The organism is Cupriavidus basilensis OR16, from assembly GCF_000243095.1.
Taxonomy (GTDB): domain Bacteria; phylum Pseudomonadota; class Gammaproteobacteria; order Burkholderiales; family Burkholderiaceae; genus Cupriavidus; species Cupriavidus basilensis_D.
In genome coordinates, this window is record NZ_AHJE01000093.1 from 1 (window position 1) to 21215 (window position 21215).

General features: G+C 64.6%; 18 protein-coding genes and 1 pseudogene. 9 read left to right on the plus strand and 10 right to left on the minus strand.

Annotation, left to right across the window (positions count from 1 at the left end; all coding sequences use genetic code 11):
* A partial coding sequence (gene xsc, locus OR16_RS28885) for a sulfoacetaldehyde acetyltransferase (protein WP_006162101.1) occupies positions 1-1544 on the minus strand: 1544 nt, incomplete at its 3' end.
* A 478-nt stretch (positions 1545-2022) separates the two neighbouring features.
* Between xsc and tauA the strand changes: the two genes are divergently transcribed.
* The 3 genes from tauA to OR16_RS28900 all read left to right on the plus strand — a co-directional run bounded on the left by tauA (position 2023) and on the right by OR16_RS28900 (position 4770).
* Entirely contained in the window at positions 2023-3036 is a 1014-nt protein-coding gene (gene tauA, locus OR16_RS28890; protein ID WP_006162102.1) for a taurine ABC transporter substrate-binding protein, read from the plus strand.
* A 71-nt stretch (positions 3037-3107) separates the two neighbouring features.
* Positions 3108-3884, plus strand: coding sequence for a taurine ABC transporter ATP-binding protein (locus tag OR16_RS28895; RefSeq protein WP_006162103.1), 777 nt, complete (start codon positions 3108-3110; stop codon positions 3882-3884).
* Positions 3885-3894: 10 nt separating this feature from the next.
* Positions 3895-4770, plus strand: coding sequence for an ABC transporter permease subunit (locus OR16_RS28900; protein WP_006162105.1), 876 nt, complete (start codon positions 3895-3897; stop codon positions 4768-4770).
* 138 nt (positions 4771-4908) lie between these two features.
* Here the strand turns inward: OR16_RS28900 and OR16_RS48490 are convergent.
* Positions 4909-5145 (minus strand): annotated as a pseudogene (locus OR16_RS48490) (SMP-30/gluconolactonase/LRE family protein); the annotation flags it as partial.
* A gap of 296 nt (positions 5146-5441) precedes the next feature.
* Between OR16_RS48490 and OR16_RS28905 the strand changes: the two are divergent.
* Entirely contained in the window at positions 5442-6395 is a 954-nt protein-coding gene (locus OR16_RS28905) for a 2-hydroxyacid dehydrogenase (RefSeq protein ID WP_006162107.1), read from the plus strand.
* 112 nt (positions 6396-6507) lie between these two features.
* Positions 6508-7467 carry a Bug family tripartite tricarboxylate transporter substrate binding protein gene (locus tag OR16_RS28910; RefSeq protein ID WP_006162109.1) on the plus strand — a complete coding sequence of 320 codons (960 nt, stop codon included), beginning with the start codon at positions 6508-6510 and terminating at the stop codon, positions 7465-7467.
* A gap of 35 nt (positions 7468-7502) precedes the next feature.
* Here the strand turns inward: OR16_RS28910 and OR16_RS28915 are convergent, their stop codons facing one another.
* The 6 genes from OR16_RS28915 to OR16_RS28940 all read right to left on the minus strand — a co-directional run bounded on the left by OR16_RS28915 (position 7503) and on the right by OR16_RS28940 (position 15057).
* On the minus strand, positions 7503-8231 hold the full coding sequence (locus OR16_RS28915; protein ID WP_043421601.1) for an IclR family transcriptional regulator: 729 nt from the start codon (positions 8229-8231) through the stop codon (positions 7503-7505).
* Between the two features lie 348 nt (positions 8232-8579).
* Positions 8580-9431, minus strand: coding sequence for an EamA family transporter (locus OR16_RS28920; protein WP_006162111.1), 852 nt, complete (start codon positions 9429-9431; stop codon positions 8580-8582).
* A 387-nt stretch (positions 9432-9818) separates the two neighbouring features.
* Positions 9819-10952, minus strand: coding sequence for a 2-aminoethylphosphonate--pyruvate transaminase (locus OR16_RS28925; protein ID WP_006162113.1), 1134 nt, complete (start codon positions 10950-10952; stop codon positions 9819-9821).
* Positions 10953-11066: 114 nt separating this feature from the next.
* Positions 11067-12812 carry a putative 2-aminoethylphosphonate ABC transporter permease subunit gene (locus tag OR16_RS28930; RefSeq protein ID WP_006162114.1) on the minus strand — a complete coding sequence of 582 codons (1746 nt, stop codon included), beginning with the start codon at positions 12810-12812 and terminating at the stop codon, positions 11067-11069.
* Complete coding sequence (locus tag OR16_RS28935; protein WP_006162115.1) at positions 12809-13924, minus strand: putative 2-aminoethylphosphonate ABC transporter ATP-binding protein; 1116 nt, start codon at positions 13922-13924, stop codon at positions 12809-12811. Before OR16_RS28935 ends, OR16_RS28930 begins: the two co-directional genes overlap by 4 nt.
* A 101-nt stretch (positions 13925-14025) precedes the next feature.
* Complete coding sequence (locus tag OR16_RS28940; RefSeq protein ID WP_006162117.1) at positions 14026-15057, minus strand: putative 2-aminoethylphosphonate ABC transporter substrate-binding protein; 1032 nt, start codon at positions 15055-15057, stop codon at positions 14026-14028.
* Positions 15058-15328: 271 nt separating this feature from the next.
* Between OR16_RS28940 and OR16_RS28945 the strand changes: the two genes are divergently transcribed.
* The 3 genes from OR16_RS28945 to phnY are packed head-to-tail and all read left to right on the plus strand — an operon-like array spanning position 15329 to position 18872.
* The gene (locus tag OR16_RS28945) at positions 15329-16051 is read left to right on the plus strand and encodes a phosphonate utilization associated transcriptional regulator (protein WP_006162119.1); all 723 of its coding nucleotides are present in this window, start codon (positions 15329-15331) and stop codon (positions 16049-16051) included.
* A gap of 31 nt (positions 16052-16082) precedes the next feature.
* Entirely contained in the window at positions 16083-17360 is a 1278-nt protein-coding gene (gene phnA / locus OR16_RS28950) for a phosphonoacetate hydrolase (RefSeq protein WP_006162120.1), read from the plus strand.
* A 48-nt stretch (positions 17361-17408) separates the two neighbouring features.
* On the plus strand, positions 17409-18872 hold the full coding sequence (gene phnY / locus OR16_RS28955) for a phosphonoacetaldehyde dehydrogenase (protein ID WP_006162122.1): 1464 nt from the start codon (positions 17409-17411) through the stop codon (positions 18870-18872).
* Between the two features lie 488 nt (positions 18873-19360).
* Here phnY and OR16_RS28960 read toward each other — a convergent pair whose 3' ends face one another.
* Together OR16_RS28960 and OR16_RS40120 are read right to left on the minus strand one after the other, a co-directional pair.
* The gene (locus OR16_RS28960) at positions 19361-19981 is read right to left on the minus strand and encodes an ORF6C domain-containing protein (RefSeq protein ID WP_141639934.1); all 621 of its coding nucleotides are present in this window, start codon (positions 19979-19981) and stop codon (positions 19361-19363) included.
* Positions 19982-20196: 215 nt separating this feature from the next.
* Positions 20197-20718 carry a helix-turn-helix domain-containing protein gene (locus OR16_RS40120; protein WP_006162126.1) on the minus strand — a complete coding sequence of 174 codons (522 nt, stop codon included), beginning with the start codon at positions 20716-20718 and terminating at the stop codon, positions 20197-20199.
* Positions 20719-20826: 108 nt separating this feature from the next.
* Between OR16_RS40120 and OR16_RS28970 the strand changes: the two genes are divergently transcribed.
* A complete protein-coding gene (locus OR16_RS28970; protein WP_050983144.1) occupies positions 20827-21189 on the plus strand; it encodes a helix-turn-helix domain-containing protein in 363 nt (120 codons plus the stop codon).
* Positions 21190-21215 lie beyond the last annotated feature (26 nt).

A 21215-nucleotide genomic window follows, 5' to 3' on the forward strand; every position in this document is an offset into this window, starting at 1 on the left:
TGGCGGTTGTGGAACACCACGGCGGTGACCGGGATATTGTGGCGCACGGCGGTCATGGTCTCCATCAGGCTCATGCCCCAGGCGCCGTCACCGGCGTAGGACACGGCGGGGCGATGGGGCGCGGCGACCTTGGCGCCCATGATGGTGGGGAAGGCATAGCCGCAGTTGCCCCAGCTCATGGCGGCGAAGAAGCTGCGCGGCTTGTTGAAGCGCAGGTAGCTGTTGGCGACCGAGTTGATGTTGCCGATGTCGGTGGACACCATCACGTCTTCGGGCATGGCCTTTTCCAGCTCGCGCAGGACCTGGCGCGGATGCAGGTAGTGGCCGCCAGTGGGCGTGCGCTCCTGCTTCTGTTCCTCGATCATGTCCAGGCTGTATGGGTCGCGCTCGTGGGTCCACTCGTCGAGCTCCTTCTCCCAGGCGGCCTTCTCGGCGGCGATCTGGCCGGCGCGGTCTTCGCGGGAGGCGTCGCAGGCCAGCGTGCGGCCGGCCAGGCGCTCGGTCAGCGCCACGGCGGCGGCCTTGGCATCGCCGCAGATGCCCACCGAGATCTTCTTCACCAGGCCGAGCATCTTGTGGTCGGCATCGATCTGGATGATCTTGGCGTGCTTGGGCCAGTAGTCCATGCCGTGCTGGGGCAGGGTGCCGAAGGGTCCGAGGCGCGAGCCGAGGGCGATGACGACGTCGGCGCGGGCGAGCAGCTTCATGGCGGCCTTGGAGCCCTGGTAGCCGAGCGGGCCGCACCACAGCGGATGGCTGGCGGGGAAGGAGTCGTTATGCAGGTAGCTGTTGACCACCGGGGCGCCCAGGCGCTCGGCCAGCGCCTGGCACTCGGCGATGGCATCGGCCATGACCACGCCGCCGCCGGAGATGATGACGGGGAACTTGGCCTTGGCGATCAGTTCGGCGGCTTCGTTCAGGCGCTGGTCGCCGCCGGGGCCACGGTCCAGGCGCTGGGGCAGGGGGATCTCGGCCTTGATCTGTCCGTAGAAGTAGTCGCGCGGGATATTGAGCTGGGTCGGGCCCATCTCGGCCATGGCGCGGTCAAAGCAGCGGCCGGTGAACTCGGCCATGCGGGCCGGGTGGGTGACGTGGCCCTGGTACTTGGTGAATTCCTGGAACATCGGCAACTGCTTGGCTTCCTGGAAGCCGCCCAGGCCAATGCCCATGGTGCCGGCCTCGGGGGTGACGATGACGACCGGGCTATGTGCCCAGTAAGCGGCGGCGATGGCGGTGACGCAGTTGCTGATGCCGGGGCCGTTCTGGCCGATGACGACGCCGTGGCGGCCGGAGACGCGGGCATAGCCGTCGGCCATGTGGCCAGCGCCTTGCTCGTGGACCACGGGGATGAGGCGGATGCCGGCGGGGGCGAAGATGTCCATGGCGTCCATGAAGGCCGAACCCATGATGCCGAACATGTCGGTGACGCCGTTGGCGGCCAGGGTCTCGACAAAGGCTTCCGATGGGGTCATCTCCTGCGGGCCAGTGGTGGCGGCGCCAGCTTGGGTGCCTGCGGCGAGGGATTCGGGAAGATGTTCGCTCATGGTGTCTTGTCTCCGGTCTTCGATCAAAACGGAACCAAATGTTCCGAAAAGTGTTTGTGGATCGAAATGTAGGACGAGACCAAGCGATGGTCAATATGAAAATTCGATAAACGGAATGCCATGTACCTAAAAATGGTAGTAAATACCCTTTAAAGTGCCGCAAAGGCAACCTGCGCGCCCGCGTGGACCCACAGTTGGTCCCCGCTGGCTCTAACCCGGCGGCGGGCCGCTTTCTACCATACGACTACACCCTGCCCAGCGCTGGTTTCCAAAGCGCCTGGTGCACGCCGCGACGACCCGCCACAAAGCAGGGCGCCGCTAAAAAGAGAGGACGCAAAGACGTCCCAACCGGAGACACTGGCATGCCTCATGCTTATCACCTCTTCCTCCTCGAGCAGGCACCGCCCTGGTGCCAGGCTTCCCGTGCCGGCGCTCCGTGCCACAGCACACCACACCGTTAATCTTGAGGAGGTTCATCATGCGTTGGTTCAAGCAGCTTGCAGCAAGCGTAGTACTGGCGGCCGTCGTCGCCCCGGGCGCCTACGCGCAGACCAAGGAAGTTGTCATCGCCTACCAGGACATGGTGGTGCCGTGGCGCTACGCGCAGGACATGAAGGAAGTCGAGAAGCAGACCGGCTATAAGGTCTCGTTCCGGCAGTTCGGCGGCGGCGGCGACGTGATCCGCGCCATGGCTTCGGGCCAGATCGCGATCGGCGAAGCCGGCACCTCGCCGATTGCCTCGGCGTTGTCGCAGGGGCTGGAGGTGGAGCTGTTCTGGATTCTTGACGACATCAACGCGGCCGAGGCCATGGTGGCGCGCAACGGCAGCAATATCAACAGCGTGGCGGACCTCAAGGGCAAGCGGGTGGGCGTGCCCTTTGTCTCCACCACGCACTATCACACGCTGGTGGCGCTGGAGCAGGCCAAGATCAATCCCAAGGACGTCAAGATCATGAACATGCGGCCGCCCGAAGTGGCCGCTGCCTGGGAGCGTGGCGACATCGACGCCACCTTTATCTGGGACCCGGTGCTGGCCAAGCTCAAGCAATCGGGCAAGGTACTGGTGACCTCCGGCAAGATCGCCGCCGAGACCGGCAAGGCGACCTTCGACGGCATGATCGCCAACAAGAAGTTCGCGCGCGAGAACCCCGAGTTCATGGTCAAGTTCGTCAAGATCCTGGCCGCCGCGGATGACAAGTATCGCCAGGACAAGGCCGCATGGACCCCGGATTCGCCGATGGTGAAGGCGGTGGCCAAGGTCTCGGGCGCCAAGCCCGAGGCGGTGCCGGCCAGCATGGCGCTGTACGGGTTCCCCACGCTGGAAGAGCAAGCCTCGCCCCGCTGGCTGGGTGGCGGCGCGGCCAAGGCGCTGCAATCGGCGGCGCAATTCCTGAAGGAGCAGGGCACGATCCAGACCGTGTTGCCGGACTACGGCGCGGGTGTCAATGCGGAGTGGGTGAAGCGAGCTATCGCCACCAAGACGCCGGCCTGATTTGCCAGCGCCGCGCGGCGGGCGATGCTTGCCGCGCGGCCTTGAATCCCCTTTTCAGGAAGTTTGCAGCTATGGCCAAACTCGAAATCGACAACCTTAGCGTTAACTACGGCGGCCGCGGTGGCGCCGATACGCTGGCCCTGTCGCAAGTCAATCTCACCATGGAGCGCGGCGATTTTGTGGTCGCACTCGGTGCCTCCGGTTGCGGCAAGACGACCTTGCTGTCTTGCATCGCCGGATTCATGCAACCCTCGGAAGGCGAGATCCGCCTCGATGGCAAATCCGTGCACGGCCCTGGTGCCGAGCGCGGCGTCGTGTTCCAAAAGCATGCATTGATGCCCTGGCTCAACGTGCTGGACAACGTGGCGCTGGGGCTGCGGCTGCGTGGCGTGCCGCGGGCCGAGCGCCTGCGCATCGCCCAGGAAAAGCTGGCGCTGGTCGGCCTGGAGAAGGTGGCGGCCAAGCCGGTCTACCAGCTCTCGGGCGGCATGCAGCAGCGCGTGGGCATTGCCCGCACGCTCGCCAACGATCCGGCGGTGATGCTGATGGACGAGCCGCTTGGCGCGCTCGACGCGCTCACGCGCGAGACGATCCAGGCACTGATCCTCAAGCTATGGGCGGCGGAGCAGAAGATCGTGTTCTTCATCACCCACAGCGTGGAGGAAGCGCTGTTCCTGGCGACGCGGTTGATCGTGATGACGCCCTCGCCGGGCCGCATCGCGCATACCTACGAGCTGCCCTTCGCGCGACGTTTCATTGCCTGCGGCGACGCCCGCGAGGTCAAGTCCGATCCCGAATTCATCCGGTACCGCGAAGAAATCGTCGACCTGATCCATGCCACGCCCTGAGGAGCCCGACATGTCCGCTTCCGCTCAACGACTCGAACCCGCGCAGGGCACGGCCGCCGTGGCCGCCAAGCCGCCGGCGCGCCGCATGAAAGCCGTCTCCGGCTACCGCCTGCCGGGCGAGGGCTCCAGCTCGCGCATCTCCACCATCACCGTGGTCTCGCTGCTGGCGCTGTGGTGGATCGCCAGCCACCTGCGCTGGCTGCCGCCGTTGTTCCTGCCCACGCCCGAAGCCATCGTCAACGCGTTCATCGATGCCTGGAACGGCAATGTGCAAGGCGGCCTGCCGTTGACCGAGCACTTCCGCGCCAGCATGGTGCGCGTGTTCGGCGCGTTCGCGCTGGCCACCGTCACGGCAGTGCCGATCGGCGTGATGATGGGCGTGTCGCGCATCGCGCGCGGCGTGTTCGATCCGCCCATCGAGTTCTACCGCCCGCTGCCGCCGCTGGCCTACCTGCCGCTGATCGTGATCTGGTTCGGCATCGATGAAACGTCCAAGATCCTGCTGATCTTCCTGGCCTGCTTCGCGCCGCTGGCAATGTCGGCACAGGCCGGGGTGCGCTCGGTCACCATCGAGCAGATCAACGCCGCATACTCGATGGGCGCCAACCGCTGGCAGGTGATCCGCCACGTGGTGATCCCCGCCGCGTTGCCGGACATCCTGACCGGCATGCGGATTGCCATCGGCTTTGGCTGGACCACGCTGGTTGCGGCGGAGATGGTGGCCGCCACGTCGGGCCTGGGGCAGATGGTGCTCAACGCGTCGAACTTCCTGCGCACGGATGTGGTGATCATGGGCATCGGGCTGATCGGGCTGATCGCCTACACGTTCGATTTGCTGATGAGGAAGACGGAGAAGTGGCTGGTGCCCTGGAAGGGGAGGATGTAAAAGGTGTTCATCGCCGGGCGGCCGTATGGGTCGCCCGGTTTTCCGCCTATGACGCGATCGACCGGGAAAGCCGAACCCGGTGTTCAGGGTGATCGGCGCTGGCCAGGCAGAGGCTGGCAATGCTGCGTCGGACTGCGGTCGCAGGTGGAGCAGGCCGCTTTGCATGCCGGCGATAAAGCCGCTGGCGGGGGCGATGCATGCCCCCATTTCCGGCAACTGCCACGTGCGGATTGCCGCGTTACCAGCGCGCCATGCAAAGAGCGTCCTGGCGGGGATGTCCACCCAATACAGGCATTGGGTCTGCGTATCCCAAAACGGGCTTTCTCCGACCGCATTGCGGGCATCAGCAATCAGGATGGACGTGTCAGCGATCATGGTCTATCCGCTTGGACATCATGGCCGCAGCGGCAATGCGGGTTGGCCGCGCCCCAATCGTTGCCACGGCGGATGCGCCGCAGGCACAAGGGTTTTCAAGTGTCAGCCTCATTCTGCTCTTTGTGATGCGTTGTCGTACAACAAAATATACCGACCCACGAGACTAAGAATGAGAGGCTTTGCTTGATTTGCCAATATATTCGCGGTGTTAACCCTAGTCTCGTGATTTCTTTCTTGCTTCAAAAATGCCAAAGTCATAGGATGACGTATAACATCAGATAGGAAGGACTCATCGCATGAAAGCCAACATCCTGCAGCTGAACCCGATCCTCGTCCCTGCGATCAACGACAAGCTGAATTCGCTCTACACAGTGCACCGGTTGTTCGAGCAGGCCGACAAGGATGCCTATCTGCGCGAGCACGGGCCCACGATCCGCGCGGTCATCACCGGCGGCCACACCGGCATCACCAGGGCGATGATGGCGCAGTTGCCCGCACTTCAGGTGGTGGCGGTCAACGGTGTCGGCACCGATGCGGTCGACCTCGAATATGCGCGCGCGCGCGGCTTGCCGGTGACCGGGACGTTTGGGGCGCTGACCGAGGACGTCGCGGATCTCGCCGTGGGCCTGCTGATCGCCACTTGCCGGGGCATGTGTTCGGGCGACCGGTTTATCCGCGCCGGCGACTGGGTCCGCCATCCGCAGCCGAGCGCGATCCCGCTGGCCCGCCGCGTCAGCGGCATGCGCGTGGGCATCGTCGGCATGGGCCGCGTGGGCCGTGCCATCGCGGCCCGCATGGCGGCGTTCGGCTGCCCCATTGCCTACACCGACCTCAAGCCGATGGATGATGTCCCCCACACATTCGTGGCCGGCCTCGTGCAACTGGCCCGCCAGAGCGATGCGTTGATTCTTGCCGCCGCCGCGGACAAGGCAGAGGGCATCGTCGATGCCGAGGTGCTCGACGCGCTAGGCAAGGATGGCTACCTGATCAACATCGCGCGCGGCCGGCTGGTCAAGGAAGACGACCTGGTTGCGGCACTGACTGCCGGGCGTATCGCCGGCGCGGGGCTGGATGTCTTCGTCGACGAGCCGAACGTGCCGCAAGCGCTGTTCGCGCTGGACAACGTCACGCTGCAGGCGCACCGCGCCAGCGCCACGCACCAGACGCGGGCCGCCATGGGGGAGATGGTCCTGGCAAGCATCGCCCAGGCACTGGCCGGGCAACGGCCGGCGTTCAGCCTAACCACCTGATCGCTGAGAGCAGCACAGGAGCCGCACAAGAGCAGCCCAAGAGCAGCCCAAGAGCGCCCGTGCCAAGCCCGAAAGAGTGAAACCGAATAGCACCAGAATCACAGGAGACAAGATGCGGATTCAATTTCTGGCGGCAATCGCCATGACTGTGCTGGGCTCCGGCATGGCCGGCGCGCAATCCTATCCGAGCAAACCGATCACCATCGTGATCGGCTCCAGCCCTGGCAGCACGACAGATGGCCTGGCCCGCGCAATGGGAGCCCAGATTACCAAGGAGACGGGCCAGCCGGTCATCGTCGACAGCCGTCCCGGCGCATTTGGCGGCATCGCGGCGCAGCTCGTCGCGCGCTCGGCCCCCGATGGCTATACGCTGTTCATGACCACCAACACTACGCAGGCGGCCAATCCGCATCTGGTGAAGAACCTGCCCTACAACCCCATCAAGGACTTCGCGCCGATCGGCCAGGTGGTCCAGGGCTACATGCTGATGGTCGTGAACCCCAACGTGAAGGCCACGAATGTGCCCGAGTTCATCGCCCTGGCGAAGAAGGAGCCGGGCAAGCTGACGTTCGGCTCCGGTTCATCGTCGGCGCGGGTTGCCACCGAGCAATTCCAGCACATGACCGGGACCAAACTGACCTACGTTCCCTACAAGGCCAATCCGCCCGCCGTGATCGACCTTGTCGCGGGGCAGACCGACGTGATGATCGTGGACCTGACCACCAGCCTGCCGCAGGTCAAGGCCGGCAAACTGCGCGCGCTCGGCGTCAGCAGCCCGCAGCGCTCGCCGCTGCTGCCCAGCGTGCCGACCATCGCGGAGCAAGGCGTGGCGGGTTATGAGTCCGGCTACTGGAACGGCCTATACGCGCCGGCAGGCACGCCAGCGCCGATCATCAACCGTCTCAACGCGCTGATGCGCAAGGCGATGGGGACCGAATCGATCCGTCACTTCGTGATGGAGAACGGCATGGAAGTCAAGGTGTCCTCGCCGGAGGAACTCGCCAGGTTCCAGCTTGCCGAGCTGGAGCGCTGGGGCAAGATCATCAAGGCGGCAGGCATCCAGCCTGAATAGCATTGAGTCTGACGGGCTGGGCGCCAGGCCGGCTCTTAGAACGTGGTGGCCAGCTCCCTGGCCGTTTCCTGCAAACGCGGCACGAACTCCAGCGAGCGCGATAGCGGCGAGCGTGCCGTGGGCGCATGCACCGCCAGCGCCGCCACCACTTGCCCGCGCTCGTCGCGCACCGGCACGGCCACGCAGGAGATCCCCGCCACGAATTCCTCGTTATCCACGCCGAGCTGCTTGTGCGCGCTGCGGTCCAGCTCGGCCTCGAGCAGTTCCACATTGGTGACCGTGTTGGGTGTGAAGCGCTCCAGCGGCAACTGCCGCACCAGCGCAGCGCGCTGCTCGCGCGGCAGCAGCGATAGCAGCAGCTTGCCGCTGGCCGAGCAGTGCAGCGGCACGCGCGAGCCCGGCTTCAGGTCCAGCCGCAGCGGCCACGGCGCTTCCATGCGGTCCAGGTACAGCACCGAGGTTTCGTGCAGCATGGTCAGGTTGACCGTTTCGCCGATGTCCGCCACCAGCCGCGCCAGGATGGCATGGCGCAACTGCCGCGTGCCCGAATGCGTGACGATGGCCACGCCGAGGCGCGACAGGCGCGGCCCCACGGCATAGGCATTGCGCGCGCCCGGCTCGCGGATCACCAGCCCGCCGGCTTCCAGTGCGCCAAGCATGCGGTGCAGCGAAGCCTTGGGCGCTTCGAAGCCCTGCATGATTTCCGCCAGCGACAAGGGGCGGTCGGCCGCCACCAGGAATTCGAGCAGGGCGAAGGCGCGCAGCGTGGGCGTATCGCGGTCCGCCGCCGCTGCATCGGCGGCGGTGTTCGGGACCGGCGCTTCGGCGGCCGGTTCTTCCAGGCGCAGCGACGCCGCCGCGCGCGTGGCCTTGGCGGGCTTGTTCTTGGATGCCTCGGAGGGCGCTTTTCTTGATGCCGCTACTGTTGCCGATTTCAATTCGGACTCCGTTCCGGAAAACGAGACAGAATGATTGTATTCCACTTCCGACCCTCGATTGTGGCGTTCCATGGGCTCGGACGGGAGCAGGCATGAGGCAGGCGTGCGTCGCAGGGTAGTTGGCATCCCCCGGACTGTGTCCAGCGCGCCCATCTCAGTCAGCGCGCCACTCAGTCAGCGCGCCAGTTGCAGCGTGACGATCCCTGCCACCACCAGCGCGGTTGCCACCAGCCGGCGCTTGTCGAACGGCTCGCGCAGCAGGAAGTGCCCCAGCAGCGCGGCAAAGATCACGCTGGATTCGCGCAGCGCCGCCAGCTTGGTCACCGGCGCCATGGTCATGGCCCACAGCATCAGCGCGTAGGAGCCTACGCGGTTGATGCCGCCGATCCAGGCGCGCTTCCATTCCCGGCGGAACAGCGTCACGAGCGTGCGCCCGCGCTGGCTGAACGCAAAGCTCGGCATGAAGATATGCGACAGCAGTTGCAGCCAGGCGATATAGGAGAACACTTCGCCATAGCGTTTGACGGCCGTGCCGTCGATCACCGTGCCGCCGGCCAGGCACGCGCCAGCCATCAGGGCGAAGGCCATCAGGTCGGGGGACTGGTTGCGCCAGCGCACCAGGCTGACCAGGCCGAGGCAGATCATGGCAATGCCGGCGTAGCCGCCGACCCCGAGCCGCTCGGCCCCGGTCAGCAGCAGGACCACGGCGACCATCAGCGGGGCCGAGCCCCGCATCAGCGGATAGGCCTGACTGAAGTCGCCGCGGTTGTAGGCGGCCACCAGCGCTAGCTTGTAGCCGACTTCCAGCGTGACCGTGGCTAGCAGGAAGGGCCAGACCTGCGGCGCCGGCAACGGCACCAGGAATACCATCGGCAGCGCCACGAGAAAGCAGAAGGTATCGATCAGCGCCATCGACGACAGCCGGTCGCCGCCGATCTTGACGATGGCATTCCATGATGCGTGCATCACGGCGGAGAGCATGACGGCGAGCAGGGCGGTGGCGTGGAAGTCGGCGGGGAGGGTCATTGGGGTGGTGGGGGATTGGGAGCAACTGCAACTGCGAAATCAGCAGCAACTGCAACTGCAACTGCAACTGCAACTGCAGTTTCACCTCCACTGCGGGGAGGCGACCTACTTTCTTGTCTCGCCAAGAAAGTAGGCAAAGAAGCGACCCGGATGGGGCGACGAGGCGCCCCATAACGGGAGAGGAAAACCCTGACGGCTCGCTGCGCATCGCGCTTGGGTGATTTGCGCCTGGGGGCGCAAATCACGGCTACGCCGAATGGTGTTTTGATCCCCACTGGTTTTGATCCCCACTGGTTTGGCTGTGTTTCCCGCCCTTTGGGCGTTTCACACAGCTGCCAATTTGTTGATCTTGCCGCTGGTCGCTGGGACGATGGCTCTGCAAATGCCTCAAGCCGCGCGGGCCAACGGTGCTTTCATCTCGATCCCCATTTCCGCGAGCGTCTCGCCAATGGCGCCCACCACATTGCGCATCTCGTTGGCATCGATCGCGCCAATGCAGCCCACGCGGAAGGTTTCCACCTGCGTCAGCTTGCCCGGATAGAGGATGTAGCCGCGCTCGCGCACCTTGGCGTAGAAGGTCTTGAAGTCATAGCGGGCGTCGTCCGGCGCGTGGAAGGTGACGATGATGGGGGCTTGCACGTCGGGCGAGAGGAAAGGGCGGAAACCCAGTACCGCCATGCCGCTCACCAGCGTTTCATAGTTGGCGCGATAGCGCGCGCCGCGCACCTGCTGGCCGCCTTCTTCCAGGAACTGGTCGAGCGCGGCGCGGAAGGCGGCCACCACATGGGTGGGCGGGGTGAAGCGCCACTGGGTGGTCTTCTGCATATAGGTGTACTGGTCGTACAGGTCCAGCGCCAGTGAATGGCTGTTGCCCTGGCTAGCCTCCAGCACGCTTTTTTTCATCAGCACGAAGCCCATGCCCGGCACGCCTTCGATGCACTTGCCGGTGGCGGCCACCAGCGCGTCGAACGGCATGGTGCGCGCGTCGATCTCCAGCGCGCCGAAGGAGCTCATGGCGTCGACGATCAGGCCCTTGCCCAGGCGCGCGCACAGCGCGGCGATCTCGGGCAGCGGGTTGAGCACGCCGGCGCCGGTTTCGCAATGCACCTGCGCTACGTGCGTGATCGACGGATCGCGCAGGAGCGCGGCTTCGATCAGCGCGGCGGTGGCGGGCTGGTCTTCGGGGATCGGCAGTTCCACGCTGGCCCGTCCCAGCACCTTGCAGATCTTGAGAATGCGCTGGCAGTAGGCGCCGTTTTGCGGCACCAGCACCTTGCCGCCGCGCGGCACCACGTTGGCGATGGCGGCTTCGACCGAGAAGGTGCCGCTGCCCTGCATGGGCACGCAGACGTGCGTATCTTGCCCGCGCACGATGGCGATCAGGTCGTCGCACAGGCTGCGCGTGATGGCATTGAAGCCGGCGTCCCACGATCCCCAGTCGCGCAGCATGGCTTGCTTGGTGGCGAGCGAGGTGGTGAGAGGGCCGGGGGTCAGCAGGATGGGGTCGTTGCCGCGGATCATGGAGTGCTCCTGGATTGGGGTCAGGGGAGTGGTTGGCTCCGGCCGGTGTCTCCAGCCGGATGCCGGTTAGTCGATGGGTCGATGTGCCAATGTGCCGATGTGCCGATGTGCCGGTTAGTCGTTGCGCCCGGATTGACGCCATGCCTGGGTCTTGGCGTCAAGCACGCGCTGCAGCAGGTAGTACAGCAGGCAGGCAAAGGCCGAGGTCAGCACCACCAGCGTGGCCATGGCGGCCGCCGGGCCGATGTCGCCGCTCTCGTCAAGGTTGACGATTTCCACGGACGCCAGCTTGGTATCCGCGCCGTACAGGAAGACCACGGCCGAGACGGTCGTCATGGCGTTGATGAACAGGTAGCGCGAGATTTCCAGGATGGCGGGCAGGCACGCCGGCACGGTCACCTTGAGGAAGGTGGTGTAGAAGGGCACCTTGAGCGAGGCCGATACCGCCTCGAACTCGCTGTCGAGTTGCTTGAGCGCGGTCACCGCGGTCAGGTGGCAGGAGGCGTAGTAGTGCACGATGGTCACCAGTACGAGGATGCCCAGCGTCTGGTAGATGACGTTGAGCGGGTTGGCGGCGGGCACGAAGAAGAAGATGTAGCCCAACCCGAGCACCAGCCCCGGCACGCCCATCGGCAGCACGGCCATCAGCCGCACGAAGCCGCGCAGCCAGTCCAGCCCGCGTGTCTTCTCCAGCAGGTAGGCCGTGCTGAAGATGAAGATGGGGCCCAGCAGCGCGCAGGCAATGGCCAGGCGCAGGCTGTTGAAGTACGAATCGACCACGCCGCCTTCAATCAGGCCTACGCGGTAGTGGTCCAGCGAGAGCGAGAAGTTGTACGGCCACAGCTTGACGAACGACGCGTAGATCGCCATGCCCATCACCGCCGCCATCAGCGCCGCCATGACCCAGCAGAAAGTGGCCATGGAGAGATCGAAGCGGCGGCTGCGGCGCGGCACGTAAGGCACCGAGCGCGCGGACATCAGCGCCATCTGGCGGCGCTGCACGCGCGCATCGATGTAGTAAGTCGCCGCTACCGGCACCAGCAGCATCAGCGACACCACCGCGCCCTGCGAGAAATCCTGCATGCCGATCACCAGCTTGTAGATGTCGGTCGCCAGCATATGAAAGTTGCCGCCGATCACCTTGGGAATGCCGAAGTCGGAGATGGCATAGGTGAACACCACCATGGCCGCGCTGACCAGCCCATAGCGTGCGCCTGGCACCGTGATGGTGAGGAACTTGCGCAGCGTGGAGGTGCCGAGCGCGTCGGCGGCCTCGTACAGCCGCGCGTCCGTCAGCGACAGCGCGGTGATCAGGATCATCAGCGCGTGCGGGAAGGTGGCGAACACCATCGACGCGACGATGCCCAGCGGCCCGTAGATCTGCGTCTCGCCCATCAACGGCTTGAACAGGCCCTGGTTGCCGAACCAGTAGATGAACGAGATGGCCGCCAGCAACGAAGGCGCCAGCAGCGGGATCATCGCCAGGTTGCGCAGCATGCCCTTGAAGGCGATGCGGCTGCGCGTGAGCGCATAGGCAAAGGTGAAGGCCAGCAAGGTGAAGGCCAGCGGCACCGTCAGCACGGTGGCCAGCGCCGAGACCCACAGGCTGTTCCATACCGAGCGCAGCAGCGCGGGAGACGCCAGGTAAGCCCGAAAGTGCGCGAGGCCCGCGAGGCTGCCGTCGCGGTTTTGCACGCTCTTGGCCAGGATCATCACGATGGGCGCCAGCACAAAGCACAGCAGGGCCAGCGCGGCCACGCCGAGCAGGGCGAGCGCCAGGCGGTCGGTCCAGTGCGCGCGCACGCGGCTGGCGGCGGGGGTGGCTTCGGCCACCGGGGCGGTGGATAGGCTGAGGCTCATGGTTGACGGAAGATGCGGATGCGGTCGGCGGGAATGGCCAGGCGCAGCAGGTCGCCGGCGCTGGGGCGCAAGTCATGCAGGTCGTTCAGCGAGAGATCCGCGTAGAGCGTTTCGCAGCGGCCGCCCTGTCCTGCCTCCCCGGCCGCCGGCAGCTTGAGCGTAAGCCGGGAGAACGCGCCCAGGAACTCGATCTTGTCCACGGTGGCGTCGAGCACATTGCCGCCGTGCTGCTCGATGCCGCGCACGCACACATCTTCCGGGCGGAAGAACACCTGCACCGACTCCTCCGCGCAGCATCCCGGCGGCGTGGCGCAGCGCATGCGCGTGCCGCCCAGGTGCAGTTCGCCGTCGCCGCTCACGCGCGCCGCCAGCATGTTGGTGCGGCCGACAAAATCGGCGGCGAAGGGGGTGGCGGGGCGCTGGTAGATCTGCGCCGGCGTGCCGATCTGCTCGATCGCGCCCTGGTTCATCACCACGATGCGGTCGGCCATGGACAGCGCCTCTTCCTGGTCGTGCGTGACCAGGATAGTGGTGATGTTCAGGCGCTGCTGCAGCGCGCGGATTTCGCCGCGCAGCCGCCCGCGCACGCGCGCGTCCAACGCGGAGAGCGGTTCGTCCAGGAGCAGCAGGCCAGGCGAAGTCGCCAGCGCGCGGGCAATGGCCACGCGCTGCTGCTGCCCGCCGGAGAGCTGGGCGGGATATTGCCCGCCGCGCTCGGGCAGGCCGACCATGGTCAGCAGCTCGGCCACGCGCTCCTGGCGCTGCGCGCGCGGCATGCGGCGGTTGACCAGGCCATAGGCCACGTTGTCCGCGACCGTCAGGTTGGGGAACAGCGCATAGGATTGGAACACGATGCCGTAGTCGCGCTCCATCGGCGGCAGCGTGGAGATGTCGCGCCCGGCCTGCACGATGGTGCCGGCGCTTTGCGATTCCAGCCCGGCGATGATGCGCAGCAGGGTGGTCTTGCCGCAGCCCGACGGCCCGAGGAAACACAGCAGCTCGCCCTGGCGCACCTCCAGGTCGATATGTTGCAGGGCGGTAAAGCCGCCGAAGCGCTTCTGGATGCCTTGCAGGCTGAGATAGCTATCGTGCCTGGCGGTGGTGGTTTGCATGGCGTGTCGCCTCTTGTGGGGGTGAGGACTGGCTTGGTGGCTGCTGCGCGCGGGCATGGCGTCAGGCCCGCGCGGGCCCGGCTCGGCTGGCTCTGCGGGCCTTATTGTTTTTCCGACTTGCCGCTATAGCGCTTCTGCCATTCGTTGAGCACGCGTTCGCGGTTCTTGGCGATGTAGCCAAAGTCGTTCTTGACCAGCATCTTTTCGTAGTTCACGGGGATGCTGTCCACCTTCTTGGCCACGCCGGGGTAGGCCACGATGGCCCAGTCGCGCGCGAACAGCTCGTTGGCGTCCTTGCTCGCCAGCCAGTCCAGGTAGCGCTGCGCGGCCTCGAGCTTCTTGGTGCCCTTGACAATGCCAGCGGCCTCGATGTCATAGCCCAGCCCTTCGGTCGGGAAGATCATGTCGATGGGCGCGCCCGAGGCCTTGGTCTTGTGCGCGCGCAGCTCGAACGAAATGCCGATCGGGAATTCGCCGGCGCCCGCCTGCTTGCACGGCTTGGAGCCGGAGTGCGTGTACTGGGCAATGTTCTCGTGCAGCGCGTCCATGTACTTCCAGCCCTCCTGCTCGCCGAACAGCTGCAGCCACGCGGTCACGTCAAGAAAGCCGGTGCCCGAGGAGGCCGGGTTGGGCATCACGATCATGCCTTTGTAGATGGGCTTGGCCAGGTCGCGCCAGGTTTCGGGCTTGGGCAGGTTGCGCTTCTTGGCTTCCACGGTGTTGAAGCAGAGGGTGGCGCCCCATACGTCCAGCCCCACCCAGTTCGGCGGCGTGGCCTTGTCGCTGTAGTCGCGCGTGAGGCGGTCGAAACCCTTGGGCGAGTAGGGGGTCAGCATGTTTTCCTGTTTCAGCAGCTCCAGGCTGGAAGCAGCCAGCCCGGCGATCACGTCGGCCTGCGGATTGGCTTTTTCCGCGAGCGCCTTGGCGGTGATCACCCCCGTGGAGTCCCGCACGTACTTGAGTTCAATATCCGGCGCCACCTTGGCAAAGCCTTCGGCGTATGGCTTCAAGGTCTCGATTTCCCACGCCGTGTAGACGGTGAGGGTGGTCTTTTGCGCCAGCGCGGCACTGGCGCAACACAGGGCTAGTGCACCGGCGGCCAGGTGCGGAACGAACTTGAACGTCGCTTTCATGTGGGGCTCCTTGTGGCATTCTAAGTGGTATTGTGTGTCAATTTGGTGAATTTGTTGCGGTACTTTGGGGCATGTTGCACCAGATTCGCCGCATCGCTTCATATCACCGTTAAACCCTTGTTCTACAACACTTGCAAGACGTATGCCCGGTTTTTACAGGAACGTTTGAGGCGTTTCGTGCCCATCGACGTTTCCCAGTTTGTTGACAATATACAAACTGCTTGCTTTAATGACAACCAGGATTTTCGATGTACCCGAATCAGGAGTCTTCATGTCACGGCCAGCCGCTCAGTCGAGCGATATCGCGATCCTGCAGAGCCAGTCGCTGACCACCCTGGTGCAGCGCGAGCTTGAAATGCGCATCGTGTCCGGCGGCCTGCTGCCAGGCGCCAGGCTCAATGAAATCGAACTCGCCGGCGAGTTCAATGTGTCGCGCGGCCCGCTGCGCGAAGCCTTCCGGGCGTTGGAGCAGGCCGGCCTGCTGCGCACCGAGAAAAACCGCGGCGTGTTCGTGCGCGCCATCTCCCTGGAAGAAGCCGACGAGATCTATGCGCTGCGCGCGGTGTTGGACGAATACGTGGGCCGGCAGCTTGCCGCCAACATCGCGGCAGAGGGCGTGCGCGAGCTGCGCGCGCTGATCGAGGCCATGGGCGCGGCCAGCACTGCGCGCAACCTCGACGAATACACGCGGCTCAATCTCACCCTGCATGACCGCATGGTGGAACTCGCCGGCAACCGCAAGCTGGTGGACACCTACCGGCGCCTGGTCAAGGAGCTCACCTTGTTCCGGCGCGAGGCGCTTTCGGCCGACAGCAACGCTATCCCCACCTCTACCCGCGAGCACCGCGAGATCGTGTCGGCCATTGCCGCGCGCGATGTCGAGCTGGCGGGCAGGCTGATGCGAGAGCACGTGGAACGCGGCCGCGCCCGCATGCATGCCGCCGTAACCGCTGTTGACGTCGCCGAAGGCGGCGCCGAGACCCATACCCCCTGAAGCCTTTCATTACCCGCACAGGAACCCCGACATGTCGAACCCGAATCTATCCAGCGTCGCCGCCCCGAGCATCACTGTCAATCAGCGCACCTACCAATGGATGAAGCAGCCCGTGGTAGTGGTCTGCGTGGACGGTTGCGAATTCGATTACCTGGAAGCCGCCGCCGCCAGCGGCCGCGCGCCATACCTGCAGCGCCTGCTGGCCGAGGGCGCGAGCTTTCGGGGAGCGTGCGTGGTGCCCACCTTCACCAACCCGAACAACCTGTCCATCGTATGCGGCGCGCCGCCGGCGGTGCACGGCATCTGCGGCAACTACTTCTTCGATCGCAGCGCCAACGGCGGCCGCGGCGAGGAAGTGATGATGAACGACCCCAAGTACCTGCGCGCCGGCACCATCCTGGCCGCCTTCGCCGATGCCGGCGCCAGCGTGGCGGTGGTGACCGCCAAGGACAAGCTGCGCCGCCTGCTCGGCCACGGCATGCGCGGCATCTGTTTCTCCTCGGAGAAGGCCGACCAGGCCACGCTGGAGGACAACGGCATCGACAACGTGCTGGAGCTCGTGGGCATGCCGGTGCCAAGCGTGTACAGCGCCGAGCTGTCCGAGTTCGTCTTTGCCGCTGGGGTGCGGCTGATGGAAACCCGCCGGCCGGACCTGATGTACTTGTCCACCACCGATTACATCCAGCACAAGTTCGCCCCGGGCTCCGACGGCGCCAACGCGTTCTACGCCATGATGGACAAGTACCTGGCGCAGCTCGATGCGCTGGGCTGCGTGGTGGCGCTCACCGCCGACCACGGCATGAACGCCAAGCACGACGACGCCACCAAGGCGCCCAACGTGATCTACCTGCAGGACCAGTTCGACAGCTGGCTCGGCCGTGGCGTGGAAGCCGGCGGCGCGCGCGTGATCCTGCCGATCACCGATCCCTATGTGGTGCACCACGGCGCGCTCGGCTCCTACGCCACCGTCTACCTGCCGGAGGATGTCGACCGCGCCGCGCTCAAGGGCAAGCTGGCGGCCCTGCCCGGCATCGAAAGCGTGCTCGACAACGCCGAAGCCTGCGCGCGCTTCGAGCTGCCGCCGGACCGCGTGGGCGATCTGGTGATTGTCAGCGACAAGCATGTGGTGCTGGGCACCAGCCAGAGCCGCCATGACCTGTCCGGCCTGGACGCGCCGCTGCGCTCGCACGGCGGCGTGTCCGAGCAGACCGTGCCGCTGGTGTTCAACCGCGCCACGGCGGGCATTCCCGGCAAGGCGCAGCTGCGCAACTTCGACATCTTCGACGTCGCGCTCAATCACCTGCACTGAGCGCCGCCCGCATCCGCATCGCCCCGAACTCTTGACGCGAGAACCGACATGAACGCCCCTAAGTTTTCCACCGGCCAAGTCAGCCCGCACTTCCGCGCCGAAGCGCTGCGCATCGATGGCAAGAAGGTCATGCGCGAGCGCGTGATCGAAGTGTGCAACCCGTACGACGGCTCGCTGGTCGGCACCGTGCCGATGGCCAGCGTGGAAGACGTGCGCCAAGCCTTTGCCGTGGCGCGTGCCTACCGCTCCACGCTGACCCGCTTCGAGCGCGCCGCCATCCTCAACCGCGCCGCCGTGCTGCTGCGCGAGCGCGTGGAGGAGGCGTCCGACCTGATCACGCTGGAGTCCGGGCTGTGCAAGAAGGATTCGCTGTACGAGATTGGCCGCGTGGCCGATGTGCTTGGCTTTGCCGCCAACGAAACCTTGCGCGATGACGGCCAGCTGTTCTCGTGCGACCTGACCCCGCATGGCAAGAAGCGCCGCGTGATGACCCAGCGCTCGCCCTTTCTCGGCGTGATCTGCGCCATTACGCCGTTCAACCACCCGATGAACCAGGTCGCGCACAAGGTGGCGCCGTCGATCGCCACCAACAACCGCATGGTGCTCAAGCCCTCGGAGAAGGTACCGCTGTCCGCCTACTACCTGGCCGATATCCTCTATGAAGCCGGCCTGCCGCCGCAGATGCTGCAGGTGGTCACGGGCGACCCGCGCGAGATCGCCGACGAGCTGATCACCCATCCCAGCGTGGACTTGGTCACCTTCACGGGCGGCGTCGGCATCGGCAAGTACATCGCCAACAAGGCCGGCTACAAGCGCGTGGTGCTGGAACTCGGCGGCAATGACCCGCTGATCGTGATGGACGACGCTGACCTGGAACGCGCCACCGACCTGGCGGTGCAGGGCTCGTACAAGAATTCCGGCCAACGGTGCACGGCGGTCAAGCGCATGCTGGTGCACCAGGCCGTGGCCGAGCGCTTCACCGAGCTGGTGGTGGAGAAAACCCGCAACTGGAAATACGGCGACCCCATGGACCGCACCGTGGATATGGGCACCGTGATCGACGCCGAAGCCGCCGCGCTGTTCGAGTCCCGCGTGAATGAGGCGGTCGCGCAAGGCGCGCGGCTGGTGCTCGGCAACCACCGCGAAGGGGCGCGCTACTCACCTACGGTGATCGACCGCGTTGATCCGGCCATGACGGTGGTGCGGGAGGAAACCTTCGGCCCGGTTTCGCCCATCATCACCTTCCGCGATATCGATGACGCCATCCGGATTTCCAACGGCACCGCCTTTGGATTGTCCTCGGGGGTATGCACCAACCGGATGGACGACTTTGCGCGCTTTGCCGATGAGTTGCAGGTGGGGACGGTCAACCTGTGGGAAGTGCCGGGATATCGTATCGAGCTGACGCCGTTTGGCGGGATCAAGGATTCGGGGCTTGGCTATAAGGAAGGGGTGCAGGAAGCGATCAAGAGTTTTACCAACTTGAAGTCGATCACTATGCCTTGGGGGTAGGGGGGCGGCGTTTCTTTGAGCGGTGATGGCGTCTTGCACCCAAGTGCCGTACGACATCGGCCTGCGGGGTTGATCGCTTGTTTGATTGAGTGGCGATGGTTATTGGACCCAAGTGCGTACGACATCCCCCTGCGGGGGCTGCCGGTCACTCTTCTTTGCGTCGGCAAAGAAGACTAACGAGAAGAAAGCCGACCCTGCGGCGCAGAGCAATCAGGCTTATGGGGGACGGTGGTTGCATCGTACGGCCCTGAGTGTTGGCTGGCGTGTCCTACCGGTTTCAGGGGCGTCGCAATAGCATGAGCCATGGTGTGAGGGGGTACGTGGTTTGGCACAGAGCAACGGAAGTCCAAAAAGGCAAAAAAGCCAGTCCTGACAACGCTTTGCAGCCGAAACGGCCGCAAAACCGATTTGGCACAAATTGACAGAGAACGGACCACTTTGGAGCCGAGTTTGTGCGTACTTTGGCACGAATCCCCTCACAGTCTGCATCACGCCTCCTCTTTCTTCCGTCGCATCACAGCCAGATACAGCTGCTCAAGGTCGTCATCTGGCAGGTCGATAAGCGATTCCTTGCCCCACGCCTTGCGCATGTAGTTAAGCCGCCACCGATCGATACCGAGTTCCTTGCACCGAGCGTGGATGGCCTTAACGCGCCTATCCCTCCAGCCCTTTGACCTGTTGGCACCAGGCATGCCGTCTAGCCTGGCGCGCCAGCGCACCAGGTAGCTCTCCGCCCTGTCGAACATGTCATCCGGAATCTCGGAATAGGAGTTGACGTTCATGTGCGCGTTAAGCTTGCGCATGATGGTCGCGGGAGAGACCGTTTGCCCCTCGATGGCCCTTGATACGCCTGCGATCTGGTCGCGTAGCTCGAGCAAGCGCGCTTTCTGGCTAGCGTCCAGCACGCCGACGCCGGTTTGAACAACCGTGACGCGTGGCCGGACATTAAAGACGTTCCGGTTGACAACACTGTCCCCGAAAACGACGTTTCCCCCAGAGATATTGATGGAAGGTGCAGAAGGTTGGGCGTCTGCGCGCCCCTCGCCTGCCGTACCGACAATGTCCGCCCAGGCCTCGGCGAACCGCCTCTTCATTTCTTCAACTGCCACCCGCAAATCTCCACCGCAGCCGATACGCAGGATTGCCCCTCCATCGGCCGCAATCTGGAAGGGCCAGCCTACGTTTTAACGTGTGGAGTGGCATACCCCTGAACCCCCATCTCGGAGGGATTGCAAGGCACATCGCACCATATAGGTGCCAATGCCATTTGGCGCCAGCCCTTGCAGGGTAAAGGCTGGAAGGGAATCCGCATATCGAGGGGGGCTTAAGCGACGAGGCGAAGAATGCGATCGATGCTGGGGCCTTCCTTATTTCCGGTCTCGGTAATGTAGTCGTAAAGCAACACCGCCAACTCAGCCTTCTTCTTCGCGCTCACGCGAACTCCGGCGGCCGCGATCTTGGCTTCCAATCGCTCCAAAACCACCGCGAGCAGTTCCGAGTCGACCGGACTAGGGGGATGCGAAGTACCCGCACCGTGCCCCTCCAGGAACATCTCCCCCTGCCCGCATAGCAGCCAGTCCGAACTAACCCCCAGCATTGAAAAACCATATAGCAGGCGGCCGCCTGGCATGTTTTTACCTGCCTCGTTCTGCTGCAACCCCGGCTTCGATGCCCCCAGCTTTGCAGCCAGGTCGACCTGCGAGAGCCCGAGGGCCTGACGAGCTTCGCGCATACGCTGCCCTATTGCCTTGGCTTCCTCTGAGGCGCTTTCCTCAAGAGAGGCATCGTCAAGCGCATCAACCTGCTGCACTTTTTTGCCGCGCGCCGCACTTCGGATTTTTTCCATAGAAATCAATTGCTTAGTCCGACTGCATGCAATTACAGGCCGCAAGGCTAAGTGCGGCATGCGAAAACATATTGCATGCGCATGTTTAAACATGCTATGTTTCGAGCCATGGACAAGTTAAACAAACCAAAAAAACCAGACCTGCAGGACTACGAAGTCCTGCAGGACTGGCATCGCGCAGACATCAAAGGCGCCCTAGAAAAGGCCGGCTTCTCCCTGCGTCAACTCAGCCTTCAGCACGGCTACGCCCCGGGCTCGCTCAAGGCCGCTCTAGATGCCCCGTGGCCAGGCGCTGAGCAAATCATCGCTGCCGCCATCGGCATGAAGCCTTCCGAAATCTGGCCAAGCCGGTACGACACCCAAGGCAACCCAAGGAGCGGCCGGAATCAACGTGGCATTGGCCGCTGGTCTACCCGTAAGTCTATCAGTGCACTTAACCACCGCAATGTTGAAAGCGCGGTGTCGGCTTAACCCCGTCCACTCCCGAGGATTTGACA

Coding starts and splice junctions, on each gene's coding strand:
- OR16_RS40120 (WP_006162126.1), bottom strand. CDS start 20,718: ATGGAAAAAATCCGAAGTGCGGCGCGCGGCAAAAAAGTGCAGCAGGTT.
- OR16_RS28905 (WP_006162107.1), top strand. CDS start 5,442: ATGAAAGCCAACATCCTGCAGCTGAACCCGATCCTCGTCCCTGCGATC.
- OR16_RS28970 (WP_050983144.1), top strand. CDS start 20,827: ATGGACAAGTTAAACAAACCAAAAAAACCAGACCTGCAGGACTACGAA.
- phnY (WP_006162122.1), top strand. CDS start 17,409: ATGAACGCCCCTAAGTTTTCCACCGGCCAAGTCAGCCCGCACTTCCGC.
- phnA (WP_006162120.1), top strand. CDS start 16,083: ATGTCGAACCCGAATCTATCCAGCGTCGCCGCCCCGAGCATCACTGTC.
- OR16_RS28945 (WP_006162119.1), top strand. CDS start 15,329: ATGTCACGGCCAGCCGCTCAGTCGAGCGATATCGCGATCCTGCAGAGC.
- OR16_RS28925 (WP_006162113.1), bottom strand. CDS start 10,952: ATGATCCGCGGCAACGACCCCATCCTGCTGACCCCCGGCCCTCTCACC.
- OR16_RS28930 (WP_006162114.1), bottom strand. CDS start 12,812: ATGAGCCTCAGCCTATCCACCGCCCCGGTGGCCGAAGCCACCCCCGCC.
- OR16_RS28895 (WP_006162103.1), top strand. CDS start 3,108: ATGGCCAAACTCGAAATCGACAACCTTAGCGTTAACTACGGCGGCCGC.
- OR16_RS28940 (WP_006162117.1), bottom strand. CDS start 15,057: ATGAAAGCGACGTTCAAGTTCGTTCCGCACCTGGCCGCCGGTGCACTA.
- OR16_RS28900 (WP_006162105.1), top strand. CDS start 3,895: ATGTCCGCTTCCGCTCAACGACTCGAACCCGCGCAGGGCACGGCCGCC.
- OR16_RS28920 (WP_006162111.1), bottom strand. CDS start 9,431: ATGACCCTCCCCGCCGACTTCCACGCCACCGCCCTGCTCGCCGTCATG.
- OR16_RS28910 (WP_006162109.1), top strand. CDS start 6,508: ATGCGGATTCAATTTCTGGCGGCAATCGCCATGACTGTGCTGGGCTCC.
- OR16_RS28935 (WP_006162115.1), bottom strand. CDS start 13,924: ATGCAAACCACCACCGCCAGGCACGATAGCTATCTCAGCCTGCAAGGC.
- tauA (WP_006162102.1), top strand. CDS start 2,023: ATGCGTTGGTTCAAGCAGCTTGCAGCAAGCGTAGTACTGGCGGCCGTC.